This window comes from Succinivibrio dextrinosolvens, assembly GCF_900116345.1.
GTDB classification, from domain to species: domain Bacteria; phylum Pseudomonadota; class Gammaproteobacteria; order Enterobacterales; family Succinivibrionaceae; genus Succinivibrio; species Succinivibrio dextrinosolvens_B.
In genome coordinates this window covers 17170-30867 of sequence record NZ_FPAH01000035.1, presented here as the reverse complement: position 1 = coordinate 30867, position 13698 = coordinate 17170, and the positions used below count along the sequence as shown (strand labels likewise).

The window sequence follows — 13698 nt, the reverse complement described above, 5'->3', positions numbered from 1 at the left end:
CGAGGAAGATGAACGTTCATTAGGAGCTCTATTCAGATTTACAAAAGAACAGATACAGGATATACCTTATCAGGCAGCAATAGATTCTCTAATGAGATGCTTCATTTCTATTCCAAAGATTTTAGAAGAAGCAAGCCTGCTAAAAAAAGGTTGTCTTGTTAAAGCAGAGCAGATCATAAATGATCTGTTAGGCTCATGGTTTAACGGGATCTGTAACTTCCTTAAGCAGGTAATTCCATTGCCTCTAGCAAGATAATAAATCAATACAAGTTTTTAAAGAGCATCAATCCTAGAGTGGATCTGGATTTACTTAAATTTTTTATCTGGGAAACTCGAGTTTATGAATAATCTTTCCAACGCGCTGCCTATTATGGTCAACAACTATGCCAAGCTTTTCGGTGTCAGTGTCCGCATTCAGGGCTCAACCGCCTATACCAACGGCAAGGTCATTACTATTCCCCGACTGGATATCAAGAATCCTATCAAGGCTCGTCTTGCTTACGGTTACCTTGCTCATGAGTCAGCCCATATCCGTTATACAGACTTTTCGATACTGAAAAAGGACAAGATAAAGAACAATCTGTTTTTATTCTCTTTATTCAATATTCTCGAGGATTCACGAATTGAGGCTCTGATTTCAAAGGAATACATCGGAGTGTATGAGAATCTTGAGCTTTTAAGTGATTATTACATGGATGAATGGAAGAGCTTCTGCAATACCTTAAATTCCATCAGTGTACTGAATGTTATCTGTGCCTTTGTCCAGTGCTACTCCCAGTGTCTGTGTCAGAAATTCAGGGCGGCCAGGTCAAAGAGCGCTATTCTCTATTTTCATCTGAGAAAGCGTCTGAATATTCATCTCCTCAATAAGATTGGTCTTCTGGTAAAGGAATGCTCTAAGGCAGATGATTCTGAGACGGTATATAAAATCTGCCTTAAGATTTTTTCGCTTCTCAAAAACGATAAATCCGGCTTTAAAGGGGAAGACCGCTCCTTAAATAACAGTGGGGATAATGATGAAAGATTCAGAAACATCATGGATGAGAGCAAGAAAAACTTCAATAAATCAAAGGATAAGATATCTGAGGATTTTCTGAGGGAATTTGCAAAATTCAGAATTGCAACCGGAGATGACGATTCTAAGGTTACTCCAAGCAGAAACGGAGCTGAGATCATTCAGGAGAACAGCAACAGTAAGAGTTCCTCTTCAAGAGAGGATTTCGGTGTGATTGCCGAAAACATCTGCAATCCCGGCAGAGAGGATTTTATTCTGCAGGTGAACAACACCTATGGAGTACGCAATGCACTGCATAACAGGGTTCGTGCCTATGTTGACAGTTTAGGCAACTGCACTGCCGCAGGCAGCAGGATCAATCCGCTTAAGGCTCAGCTTATATCCCTAGGAGAGACTAGAATCTTTAAAGACAGGATTGTTAAAAAGGAGTTTGAAACTGCAGTTCATATCCTGGTGGATGTCTCAAGCTCAATGCTGACTTCAGATGGCGGAGAGAATTCCCGCTGCGAGGAGGCCTGCAAGGTGGCTCTGACCTTATCTCTGGCTCTTGAGGGAATTGACGGCATCAAGACCATGGCAACCTATTTCCCAGGACAGTGCTCCGAATATGATGTCGCCCTGAAGTCTGATGAGCGCGCCTCCATGGTGGCTCCACGCTTTGATCAGAAACCTCGCGGCTCCACCCCTCTGGCTCAGGCCTTGTGGTATTCCTTTGATAAATTTCAGGAAATAGGCTACAGGCGAAATATCGTGCTGGTTATTACCGACGGGATGCCGGATTCAGTTAATAATGTGAAGAACTGTTTTGAGTATGCTAAGGAGCATCATATTGAAATCTATGGAATTTCTATCCGTTCAGATATGATACTGAAGCTGTTTGAAAAAGCTTCAATCATTGAAAGCACCAATGAGCTGGAGCATAAGGCATTCTCACTGTTTTCTTCGCTGTTTGATCTCAAAAAGAATCTGCAGTTTGCCGTATAGCTTCTCAATACTATGTAGTAAGGCGGATGTGAAAGGCGAGGCTGTTGTTCCGTGCTCCAGAGCTAAAGGTGAATTGCTATCAAAATGTTTAGGAGTTTAACGATGAAATTAGTGCTCGGGGCCGGAAACAACACCTCTGAATAAGGATTAAAGCTTAACTATATTGCCGTTTTTGTGTACGACGACGTAAGACTGCAGCAGTTCTCTGTTCTTCTCTAAGAATGTCTTAACATCATCAATTGAGCCAAACTCGTAGCTAACTTCTGCAGGATTGGTATAAGTGGTGAATTCAACTAAGTACATATCTATGTCCTCCATAAAATCATCAGATAAATCTCTGATGTAAATTACAGTTTGAATTGTGACATAAAACACAAAAAATTAAATCCTCGATATAAATCCACAATATTCAACCAAAATGAATAATAAATTATGCGAATTGCTGTGATCATGCCGAATATGTGTTTTCCTCTCTTCAAAAAATAAAAAAAAATTTTTCTGATTTCTGACATCCTATTTTTGCTGAGACCATATAGAGGTAAATTTTTTATTAAGGAATTCAGGAGGAGATTCCTATAAGACAGAATAGGCCTTTTGTAGTGTAGCTAACTGTCAGCTTTTTCTTGTTATTCTTATAAAATATAACTACAGTAAATTATTTATTACTTGAGCTGATATCGTCCTTAACTTCTTTGAATAAAAAAAATTTGTGAATAAAAAAAATTTTTGTGAGCTGTGTAAAGATATTTAAAAAGTAGTTACACGTAGCTCAAAAATCAATTTATACTTAAATCAGAATTAAGTTATTACAGTTTTGTAATAGCACATGGATATCGGTGAATAAGACCTTAAGCAATTTGGCAGAAGGCCCAGAGAAAGATAAGAGGCAGTATCATGGTTGATTTAACTTCACTAAATACCTTCAAGAACGTCAACTTAGGCAACGACAACGCTATTGTTAATCTGAATCAGGATAACAAGTTAACTTCAAATACCACTTTCTCCAAGGCAAATATTTTCAGATTTATGCGCTCATCTTCAACTCAGGCAAATAACAATCATGTTCGTACAGAACTTCTGAAATCCCTGGGAAAAGCTTTCGGTCTGGAGCAGGGCATAGGAGCTGGTCCTAAAGGTGAGGTTACCTTCTCAAAAGACTTTATGGATAAGCTTGAGAAACTTATAGGCCCTGCTTTCAAGCGCGAGGACTTTGGTGTTCCTGCAGAGGGCGGTGCTGTAAAGTCCGGTAAGCCTTTAACCCAGAGAAGAATCAATCAGATCATGACTCAGGCTGCAACATATGAGACTAAGGACTTCTCAATTGCAGCTTATAAAGACAAGCTTAATGTGATTCTGAAGGATCTTGGTATTCCTGATACCACCAAGATGTCCTATAAGGAATTTAAATCATATTTTGAAATGCATCCTAATCCTACAGGACAGGCATTTGCTGAGATTCAGAGATGTCTGGATTTTCTTGAGAATGATCTGGATGGTATATTCAGAAATGAGCCTGGCTATGATTTTGAGCTGGAGTGCATAGATAAAGAAAACAAAGCAGAGCGAGAGGCGCTTGTGGAAAATACTGATGTAAAGTTCCAGATTAAGAATCAGGCTACAGGAAACTATGAGGCATTAAACGGGGCAAAGCTTACTGAGTTTACAAAAGATATTCTTTGGAACAAGCTGGGCGGTAATCTGATTCATACTGAAAGAGCAAAGTTCAGTCTGAAGACTTCTGAATCGATTACTCCTCTTAAGAACTATATTGCCTCGATTATCAAAGGGTATGCTAAAAACGGTATCGACTGCTATCTTGAGGCTAAGGCTCAGGGCAAGGAAGAGTTATTAAAAAATCATTGTGAGCACCATCTTGGTGCCTGTATGGAGGATAAGGGCAAGAACTTTTTTGAGTTCCGTCAGAAGCACCTTGATAAAACTACTGTAGATGTAAATCTTGAGGCCGATCTTGAAGCTGTTCTCAACAGAGATAACGCAACAACCTTTAAAAAGATGATCGAGGCTGAAGTTTTCCGTCTTAGCAAACAGAATCCTGATGGCGAATGGAAAGATTTTGCTGCTGAGGTTAAGGACATGCTGCGTGGCAAAAACGGAGTTGTAACTGTTTTAAATAAACATAATGAGAATGGCGTAACAATAAGAGAGTATACAGAGCTTAAAGAAAATGGTAAAAATGTTATAAGACCTCTTACAGATGATGAGATTGATATAATCGGTCAGGAGATCTGCAACGAGATTGACGGTGTAAACGACCCGGATTAAGAAGAATAGAGAATGATATATAGATCATGGAATGTATTGAAATAATCAAGGCTTTTGGAAAAAAACTTGGAATGGATCTGGAGCTGGATAATGCATATTCCTGTTCATTTCAGGCGGATGATGTGATTGTGACCATTACTGCACTGTCAGAGATTAACCAGATCGTTATTTCCGGCGATCTAGGGACTCCTCCGGCAGAGCAGCTTGAGCACCTATATAGAATGATGCTGGAGGCCAATCACCTGTACAGTTCCACCTTTGGAGCAACTCTGAGTTTGAACGGTGACAATGAGCACTTTGCATTATGCAAGGTACTTCCATGCAAAGCTCTGGATGATGAAACCTTCTACAATGAAATGGAATCTTTTATCAGTACCTGTGATACCTGGGAGAAAGTAATCAGAAACTATCGCAGTATGGTTACCAATTTCCCTGACAGAAAAATGGAAGAGATTTTTAATCCAAGTACCTTTATGCCTGTATAAGTCGAAAAAAATCGCTTTTTAAAGCAAAAGAAAGCTCTAAAAACTAGTCTTTGTGCTCAAAAATGATACAATACTCACAAGTTTTTTTGAGGACATACGAAGTTGTTAAGAAGTGATTTTAATTTTGACTTACCTTTAAATCTAATTGCAGATTATCCATCAGAGCAGAGAACCGGATGCAGAATGCTGTGTCTTGACGGTTCTGACGGTAAGCTGTCAGATCAGCATTTTTATGATTTAAAAAACTTTTTACAACCTGGCGACCTGCTGGTATTTAATGATACCAAGGTTATTCCAGCCAGAATGTACGGCAAAAAGGATACCGGTGGCGCAATCGAGTTTCTGATTGAAAGAATCATCTCAGAAACCTGTGCTCTAACCCATATCAAGGCCAGCAAGGCTCCTAAGACCGGAGCAGTACTGCATATTGACGGCGGTTATGAGGTTAATGTTATCGGCCGTGACGGTGATCTCTTCAAGATTGAAACTGTAGGCGGAAAGTCTCTTTTAGACATTCTATATGCAGTAGGTCACATTCCTCTTCCTCCTTATATTGATCGTCCTGATGAGACTCTTGATCGCGAGCGTTATCAGACAGTTTATTCCAAGTATCCGGGTGCGGTGGCAGCTCCTACTGCAGGCCTGCATTTTGATGAGGCTCAGCTTGAGGATTTAAAGGCCTACGGTGTGAATATGGCCTTTGTTACTCTGCATGTGGGTGCAGGTACCTTCCAGCCTGTAAGAGAAGACGATATTCTAAAGCATCATATGCACAAGGAATTTGTTCATCTGACTAAAGAGGTCTCCGATGCAGTAATTGCTACTCACAAGGCTGGTCACAGAGTGATTGCTGTGGGAACAACTGCGGTAAGATCACTTGAGTCAGCTGCCTCCTTTGCAAAATCACAGAACAGCGCTGATGAGATTATTCCATTCTCAAACGATACCTCTATCTTTATCTACCCAGGCTACAGATATCAGGTTGTGGATGCTCTTATCACCAACTTCCACCTGCCGGAGTCAACACTGATTATGCTGGTGAGTGCCTTTGCAGGTTATGAGCGAACCATGAATGCCTATAAGCATGCGGTTGAGGATAAATACAAGTTCTTCAGCTATGGTGACTGCATGTTTATCACAAAGAATCCGAAAGCAGATGAGGATCTTCCTCCTTCAGCTAAAAACTAGAGGCCCTTTATGAAATTTGAACTAAAGAAAAAATGCGGCAAGGCCCGTTTAGGTCAGATGGTTTTTGACCGTGGCGTGGTCAGAACTCCTGCTTTCATGCCTGTTGGTACCTGCGGTACTGTTAAAGGCCTTCGCCCTGAGAATGTTGAGGAGATCGGTGCAGATATTCTTTTAGGTAATACCTTCCATCTGTGGCTGAGACCTGGTACCGATGTCATCAGAGCTCATGGCGATTTACATGATTTTATGAACTGGAAGAAGCCTATTCTTACCGACTCAGGCGGTTTCCAGGTATTCTCTCTGTCTGATATCAGAAAGGTAACCGAGGAAGGTGTAAAGTTCAGACATCCTATCAACGGTTCAAAGCTTTTTCTCTCCCCAGAGATTTCCATGCAGATTCAGTATGATTTAGGCTCTGATATCGTTATGCAGTTTGACGAGTGTATCGGCCTTCCTGCTCCTCGTGAGGAAATGGCAAGAGCCATGAGACTGTCACTGCGCTGGGCAAAACGCTCAAAGGACGAGTTTAACCGTCTTGGCAACAAGAACTCTCTGTTCGGTATTATTCAGGGCGGATCTGATGAGGCCCTGCGTGAAGAGTCTCTAAAGGGCCTGACCGATATCGGCTTTGACGGCTATGCTATCGGCGGTCTTGCTGTAGGTGAGCCTAAGCCTGTTATGTACAAGGCTTTATCTCACATCGCTCCTATCATGCCTGAGGACAGACCAAGATATCTGATGGGCGTAGGTACTCCTATGGATATTCTTCAGGGCGTACTCAACGGCGTGGATATGTTTGACTGTGTAATGCCTTCAAGAAATGCAAGAAACGCTCATCTTTTCACTTCTAACGGTATTGTCAGAATCAGAAACAGTAAGTATGCAATGGATACCTCTCCTTTAGATGAGAAGTGTACCTGCTATACCTGCCGTAACTATTCAAAGGCATATCTGCATCATTTGGATAAGTGCCATGAGATTTTAGGCGCTCACCTGAATACCATCCACAATCTGCATTTCTATGAGCACTTTATGGCTGATATCAGAAAGGCTATCGAAGAGGATCGCTTAGAGCAGTTTGCCGAGGAATTCTATAAGGTGTACGGCTATCCAGAGAAAGTTTAATCCTTAAATTCAGTTTATAAAAAGATCTCTTTCGGAGGTCTTTTTATGCAAAATATTGCATTTTTACGTATTTTTCAGCTTTTTTTGCATATTTATGGAGCTTTTTTCCATATTTCCTCCCTTACTGTTCAATTTCACTTCCAATCTGTTTAAAATCTCCTAACAAAATTCTTACAAGGAACACCTTTTTATGGAAAGTATTGCAAATTTCCTGTATGCCTTAGATGACATTCTGTGGGGTACAGGTATGACCGTTATCCTGATAGGAACCGGTATTCTTCTTACTCTTCGATTCCGTTTCAGATATCAGTTCAGATTTCTCTTCAACATCAAGAACACCTATGGAAGGATGTTTGAAAAGAAAGCTCCTGGTCATGGAACGATTTCCGGCTTTAAGGCCGCCTGTACGGCTCTGGCCAATACCATCGGTACCGGTAATATCAGCGGTGTTGCAACCGCTATTGTAAGTGGTGGCCCGGGTGCTCTTTTCTGGATGTGGTTTTCAGCCTTTTTCGGCATGTCCACCAAGGCCTGTGAAATCATTATCGGCCAGCGTTACCGTGAGCACTACAAGAATTCCATGGATGAGTATGTCTGTGACCGTTCCTTTGCTCTGAAAAATGCCTTTGGCTGGAAGAAAGGTGCGATTGTTCTGGCTCTGTTCTGCTTTATCCTAGGACCTTGGACCTGCTGTGTTCAGACTGAAGCTGTAGTTGGTTCTGTAAAGGAAGCATTTGGTGTTTCCGGTCTTGTTACCGTAATCATTATCGGTGTAACCTGTCTTTTAACCATCTGGGGAGGCCTTCGCAGTATTTCTGCTGTGATGTCAAAGGCAGTTCCTATCATGTCAATGCTCTATATTCTGATGGGCTTAGGTGTGATTATTCTTCACTTCAAGGAAATCCCAGGTGTAATTGAGCTGATTATTGTAAGTGCCTTCTCTCCTACTGCAGCTGTAGGCGGCTTTGCCGGAGCAACTGTAAAGGATGCTATTCAGTATGGTGTGGCCCGCGGTATTTATTCAAATGATGCCGGAACAGGCTACGGTATGATTGCCCATGCCAGTGCTATCACCGATCATCCTGTTCGCCAGTCAATATGGGGCTTTGGTGAGGTATTCCTGGATACCATGATCATCTGTTCCATTACTGCTTTTACAATTATTCTGACCGGTTCCTACTATACTTCAGAGGCAACCTCCAGTACTCTGACTACTATTGCCTTCAGCAGTGTTTACGGTGAAGTCGGTGGTCAGCTTACCGCTATTGCAGTTGCGGTTCTGGCCTGGACCACTATTATCGGAATGTACTATACCTGTGAGAAGTCAGTTAATTACGCCTTTGGTGATAGTGCCACCAATAAAAAGATGATGACCTTCTACAAGATCTACTATCTCATCCCTTGTGTGATTTTCTACAATGTTCAGGCAGATATTCTCTGGGCGTTAACTGATATTCTCTCAGCTGTATATGTAGCTATCACCCTGTTCATTATTGCTGCCAAGCACAAGGAAATCTTCAGAATCTTTGATGATTTCTACAAGCGTTTCCTACCTGCTCAGGAGAGGGGAGAGAATCCTCCTGTGGTATCATTTGACTGCAGAAAAACAGAGGAGAAGGATTAATGATTGATTTTAAAACATATTTAGATAAACAGAAGTTTGTTGTTGTAGACGGTGCCTTTGCAACAGAGCTTGAACGACTTGGTCTTGATATTAAAGATCCTCTGTGGTCAGCCCTGGCTCTTATTGATCATACCGATATGATTGAAAAGGTTCATACTCTCTATTTAAAAGCCGGTGCAGATATTATTATCTCCTCAAGCTATCAGGCAACCGTGGATGGCTTTGTTAAGAAAGGGCTTACTAAGGATAAGGCTCTCTCTCTGATTGCCTTATCAGTTGATCTTGCTGTCAAAGCCCGAGATGAGTTCGTTAAATCTCCTGATTTTGACTCTGCCAGAAGACAAAAGCCTCTTGTTGCAGCCTCTGTTGGTCCTTATGGAGCTTATCTTGCAGATGGTTCTGAATACCGCGGTGATTACAAGATCGGATTTGAAGAGCTCAAAGCTTTCCACAAGGAACGTCTTGCCGTTTTAGCTTCTGCATCACCTGATCTGTTTGCCTGTGAAACAATTCCAAATCTGACTGAAGCTTTGGCTATTCTAGGCGCTATTGATGATCTGAAACTGGATATTCCTGCCTATGTTTCATTCTCCTGCAAGGATGGTGAACATATATCCGATGGAACACCTATCAGAGACTGTGCAGCAGGCCTTAACGAGTTCTCAAATGTTTTGGCGGTAGGACTTAACTGTACTGCTCCTAAATATGTGGAATCCCTAATTAAGATACTGGTTAAGACAACAGATAAGCCGGTTATTGTTTATCCAAATTCCGGTGAAATCTATAATCCTTTCACTAAAACCTGGAGCGGTGGCTCTGTAAGTTTCTCTGAGCGCGCTATTTCATGGTACGAGGCGGGCGCCCGTCTGATTGGAGGCTGCTGCAGAACTACCCCTGAGGATATCAGGGCAATCTCGGATTTTTCAAGAAGCTAGTTCTAGATAATTCTCTGATTCGTAACAAATAAAGGCACTGATTAAGTGCCTTTATTGTTAGTTTCAGCTGGGATTATTTAAGTTTCTGTTTTAAATCCCTGACAAGTTCCTCCTGGGCAAGTCCGAGAGCATCATGATAAGCCTCCTCGGTACCGATGTTCTTCTTGGTTTTTCCGCTTCCCTTTATTACAAGTTTGTCTTCACGGTCGGCACTTTTAAGAGTTATGACATTTTCTATCTGGGCGTTGATATCAATATTCCACACTCCAGGGGTATGCCAGGTCCAGAATTTGGTAATCCTAACCTCTGCAATCACGGTGTCCCCGGTGATGTTTTCCTTTTTATCAATGACTTTATAACCGCTGTTTTTCAATCCTTTTATCAGAGTATCTTTTGTCAGACCGGTTACACTCTGATTCTCATGCAGATGAATTGTTCCGATTGCCATTCCCAGGGTATTTCTTTTAAGTCCAATGACTCTCTGACAATCCTTTTCATCCTCGGTAATTACCTGTACGGAGCGATCTTTGGATTCTTTCTGGAAATTTCTGTTATCCACAACAGTGCTTATATATATGGATTTCTCCATAACCGGCTCTGCTGCTGTGGTAATCTTAATGTTATCCTTTGGTGTACTGTCAGTCTCTGAGGTCGTGCAGCCGCAAAGCAGCAGACTGGTGCAAAGAGTCAGCGTTAAACTTGAGAATAATCTTTTCATACGTTACTTTCTCCAGAAACTACACATGAGAACCTCTTTTAAAAAGATAAAAGGGATTCTTAACAGTGCTCAATTTGAGTATATGGGACTGGAACAGTAAAAGTTGTGAAAAGACCTGCAAATCAATGCTGATGGCAGGTTAATTTCTTTGCCAACAGCATAAAACTTAAGAAAGGTGGCCAACGGAGAGAGAAGATGTGCTGTGTCCTGGCTCTGTCAGCTCAGAAGAAAATCCAGAAGTCTCCTATTATATTCAGGTGTTTCAAAGGCAGGAGAGTGTCCGACATTCTCATAGAAAAAACTCTTACTGTTTGATTTTTCTGCAAGTTCCTTAATAAGCTCAAAGTCAAAAACCTTATCCGTTTTTGAACCGATGACAAAACTGTCTGTTTTTATCTCTGAGAGCCTGGATGTAGCGTTAAAGGAGAACATATTCTCTGTATGCGGGATGAATTCTTCAAGCTCCTCCTCGGTTACTGTCTTTGCCTCATCCACCATGGCCTCATGGGCGATTTTAGCAAATCCCCTGAACAATAACATCTGCCATATCTAGGACACTTTTTACATTCAGTCCGGGAATGTTGATGAGATTCTTATCTTCAGTTCCAAACTTTAAAAACTCATCTTGCATTTTTCTGTCTGGAATTTTTCTATACTGTAATTCATTTTTTTTCTCCTCAGTCTTGAAAAATATAAACGGAAACTCCATTTTTAAGGTCATGAGAATCTTTTTTGTGAGATTTGTCTAAATAGAACTTGCAAAAAGAGAAAATGTGAACCTATTAGAGTTGCATAATTAAATGCTATAATGTGCAACTTGTATGGAATTTTTGTTTCTTTGTAGTACTCAGGTTTGTCAGATCTTCTACGGGAAACAGTAAATGACAATAACATTATTTCCAGAATAGAACTTAAAGTTTTCTCTAAAGAAAAGATAGCTTGACTTATTTTGGAACATAAAATGTTGTCGACTTTGTCTGCAGAGCTTTTGGCTTTACGGAAATAAAAGTTTTTAATATATCTACTTAAACTATAAGGAAAAATAAATGGGTATTATCTCTACAGCATATGCTGAGGAAGCAGCTCAGGCTCAGCAGGGCGATTTAAGCATGATCATTGTTCTGACAATCTGTATGATTGCAGTATATTTTCTGTTCATGCGTCCAAATAACAAAAAGCGCAAGGAACTACAGAAGTTATTAGATAACCTGACTGTAGGCGATGAGGTATTAACTAACGGTGGTATCGCTGGCCGTATCGTAAAGCTGCCTGACAACCGTGAGTACGTTCTGCTTTCAATTTCCAGCGGTGAAGTTATGCAGATCAAGCGCAACTACGTTGTAGCTGTTCTTCCAAAGGGAACTTTAGAAGCAGTTTCTGTAGAAAAGTCAAAATAATTTCTTTTATCTTTTCAAGCTGTAATGCGAAAGCCTTACAGCTTTTTGGTTTATAGGTATCTATAAGTGCAAAATAAATTTCCTTTATGGAAAAACATAATGGTATTTCTGATTATTGCCATTGGTTTTTTCTATGCTTTACCAAATTTCTACGGTGAAGATCCTGCCTTACAGATTTCCGGAACACATGGTGTTGAATTAGATCAGAAAAAAATTGATTCAATCAAGTCTGTTCTTGATGCAAAGGAAATCCCAGGAAATTATGAATTTGAAAACGGATCTTTACTAGTTCGTTTCAACAACACTGATGAGCAGTTAACTGCACGTGAAATTTTAAGTGCACAGTTAGGTGAGAATTATATTGTTGCTCTGAATCTGGCTCCTGCAACTCCAGCCTGGATGAGATCTTTAGGAATGCATCCATTAAAGCTAGGTCTTGACCTTCGTGGCGGTGTTCATTTCTTAATGGAAGTGGATATGGATGAAGCTATGAAGAAGATGAGAGCTCAGTTAACCAACGATTTCAGAACCGAGCTTAGAAACAACAATCTTCGTTTATCAGGCATCAAGGCTGAAGGCGATTATGTTTTAGTTGAGTTCAAGGATGCTGATGTAAGAGACGAAGCTAAGAAGCTTTTAGAGTCCCGTCATAAGGATTTCAATATTCTGTCTCAGGATATCGGTGACAAGTTCTGTATCCGTGCAACCATGACAGCAGCAAAGCTTTCAGAAGTTCGTACAAATGCTGTTGATCAGAACATCAATATTATTCGTAACCGTGTTAACGAGTTAGGTGTGGCTGAGCCTTTAGTTCAGAGACAGGGCGCAGACCGTCTGGTTGTTGAACTTCCAGGTGTTCAGGATACTGCCCGTGCCAAGGAAATCCTAGGCGCAACCGCAACCTTGGAATTCAGAATGGTTGATTCTTCAGCTGACATTCAGGCAGCTGCTGCAGGACATGTTCCAGCAGGTTCTGAGGTTATCAATGATGCCAACGGTTATCCTGTTGTTGTTCAGAAACAGGTTATCCTAAGCGGTGATCACATCGTTGATGCAAGCTCAAGCGCTGATGAGAACGGCAGACCACAGGTTAACATCTCATTAGATTCAAGAGGCGGTAGCATCATGTCCAACTTTACCAAGGACAACATTGGTAAACCAATGGCTACCAACTTCATTGAGTTCGTGGTTCTTCCATCTGAAGATCCTGATGGTCCAAAACCAGGTGATGCCAACTACAAGCCTAAGTTCAAGAAAGTTGAGCGAATCATTAACGTTGCAACCATTCAGGCTCGTTTAGGTTCAAGCTTCAGAATCACTGGTCTGGATTCTCCAAAAGAAGCTCACAATCTGGCTCTGTTATTAAGAGCCGGTGCTCTGATTGCTCCTATTCAGATTGTTGAGGAAAGAACAATCGGACCTTCACTTGGTCAGCAGAATATTGAGAACGGTCTGAATGCAATGCTGTACGGTGTCGTATTCCTGATTGCCTTCATGGTTTTCTATTACAAGGGCTTCGGTTTCATTGCCGATCTTGCTCTGCTATTCAACCTGGTTCTGTTAGTAGGTGTTATGAGTCTGATCCCTGGCGCAACCATGACTCTGCCTGGTATTGCCGGTATCGTGCTGACACTGGGTATGGCGGTTGATGCCAACGTTCTGATTTTCGAGCGTATCCGTGAAGAAATCAGAGCCGGACGTCCTATTCAGACTGCTATTCATGAAGGTTACGCAAGAGCATTCGTAACCATCGCGGATTCCAACATTACTACCTTCATTACCGCTCTGATTCTGTTCATGGTTGGTACCGGTGCTGTTAAGGGATTCGCTCTAGTTTTAATGATTGGTCTGGCAAGCTCAATGTTCACAGCTGTAACCGCATGTCGTGCAGTTGTTAACATCATCTGGGGCGGACGCAATCTTAAGAACTTAAGTATATAAGGA

The 13698-nt window shown here is 41.3% G+C and carries 14 protein-coding genes; 10 read left to right on the top strand and 4 right to left on the bottom strand.

Annotated elements, in window-relative coordinates:
- Both BM308_RS13370 and BM308_RS10080 read left to right on the top strand, forming a co-directional pair.
- A partial coding sequence (locus BM308_RS13370; RefSeq protein WP_177214442.1) for a hypothetical protein occupies nt 1-256 on the top strand: 256 nt, incomplete at its 5' end.
- An 84-nt stretch (nt 257-340) separates the two neighbouring features.
- Nucleotides 341-1999, top strand: coding sequence for a vWA domain-containing protein (locus BM308_RS10080; protein WP_074944950.1), 1659 nt, complete (start codon nt 341-343; stop codon nt 1997-1999).
- Nucleotides 2000-2146: 147 nt separating this feature from the next.
- Here the strand turns inward: BM308_RS10080 and BM308_RS13365 are convergent, their stop codons facing one another.
- Complete coding sequence (locus tag BM308_RS13365) at nt 2147-2302, bottom strand: hypothetical protein (RefSeq protein WP_164954403.1); 156 nt, start codon at nt 2300-2302, stop codon at nt 2147-2149.
- 591 nt (nt 2303-2893) lie between these two features.
- On the opposite strand from BM308_RS13365, the gene BM308_RS10070 reads away from it, so the two are divergent.
- The 6 genes from BM308_RS10070 (at nt 2894) to mmuM (ending at nt 9639) form a co-directional block, all read left to right on the top strand.
- Nucleotides 2894-4282: a hypothetical protein gene (locus BM308_RS10070; protein WP_074944948.1), complete on the top strand. Its 1389-nt coding sequence runs from the start codon at nt 2894-2896 to the stop codon at nt 4280-4282.
- A gap of 26 nt (nt 4283-4308) precedes the next feature.
- Entirely contained in the window at nt 4309-4767 is a 459-nt protein-coding gene (locus BM308_RS10065) for a type III secretion system chaperone (protein WP_074944946.1), read from the top strand.
- A gap of 102 nt (nt 4768-4869) precedes the next feature.
- Nucleotides 4870-5955 (top strand): tRNA preQ1(34) S-adenosylmethionine ribosyltransferase-isomerase QueA, encoded by a 1086-nt coding sequence (gene queA / locus BM308_RS10060; RefSeq protein WP_074944943.1) that lies wholly within the window; start codon nt 4870-4872, stop codon nt 5953-5955.
- A 9-nt stretch (nt 5956-5964) separates the two neighbouring features.
- On the top strand, nt 5965-7080 hold the full coding sequence (gene tgt, locus BM308_RS10055) for a tRNA guanosine(34) transglycosylase Tgt (RefSeq protein WP_031490504.1): 1116 nt from the start codon (nt 5965-5967) through the stop codon (nt 7078-7080).
- Nucleotides 7081-7270: 190 nt separating this feature from the next.
- On the top strand, nt 7271-8704 hold the full coding sequence (locus BM308_RS10050) for an alanine/glycine:cation symporter family protein (protein WP_074944941.1): 1434 nt from the start codon (nt 7271-7273) through the stop codon (nt 8702-8704).
- Nucleotides 8704-9639: a homocysteine S-methyltransferase gene (gene mmuM / locus BM308_RS10045; RefSeq protein ID WP_074944939.1), complete on the top strand. Its 936-nt coding sequence runs from the start codon at nt 8704-8706 to the stop codon at nt 9637-9639. The genes BM308_RS10050 and mmuM overlap by 1 nt, the downstream gene beginning before the upstream one ends.
- Before the next feature lie 73 nt (nt 9640-9712).
- Here mmuM and BM308_RS10040 read toward each other — a convergent pair whose 3' ends face one another.
- From BM308_RS10040 to BM308_RS10030, 3 genes are all read right to left on the bottom strand, one after another.
- Nucleotides 9713-10357, bottom strand: coding sequence for a YajG family lipoprotein (locus BM308_RS10040; protein ID WP_074944937.1), 645 nt, complete (start codon nt 10355-10357; stop codon nt 9713-9715).
- A gap of 216 nt (nt 10358-10573) precedes the next feature.
- On the bottom strand, nt 10574-10897 hold the full coding sequence (locus BM308_RS10035) for an alpha/beta fold hydrolase (RefSeq protein ID WP_143098603.1): 324 nt from the start codon (nt 10895-10897) through the stop codon (nt 10574-10576).
- Nucleotides 10872-11078 (bottom strand): hypothetical protein, encoded by a 207-nt coding sequence (locus BM308_RS10030; protein ID WP_074944933.1) that lies wholly within the window; start codon nt 11076-11078, stop codon nt 10872-10874. Before BM308_RS10030 ends, BM308_RS10035 begins: the two co-directional genes overlap by 26 nt.
- Before the next feature lie 325 nt (nt 11079-11403).
- On the opposite strand from BM308_RS10030, the gene yajC reads away from it, so the two are divergent.
- Together yajC and secD are read left to right on the top strand one after the other, a co-directional pair.
- On the top strand, nt 11404-11754 hold the full coding sequence (yajC, locus tag BM308_RS10025) for a preprotein translocase subunit YajC (protein WP_031492338.1): 351 nt from the start codon (nt 11404-11406) through the stop codon (nt 11752-11754).
- A gap of 66 nt (nt 11755-11820) precedes the next feature.
- Complete coding sequence (secD, locus tag BM308_RS10020; protein WP_074944931.1) at nt 11821-13695, top strand: protein translocase subunit SecD; 1875 nt, start codon at nt 11821-11823, stop codon at nt 13693-13695.
- The last annotated feature ends 3 nt before the right edge of the window (nt 13696-13698 follow it).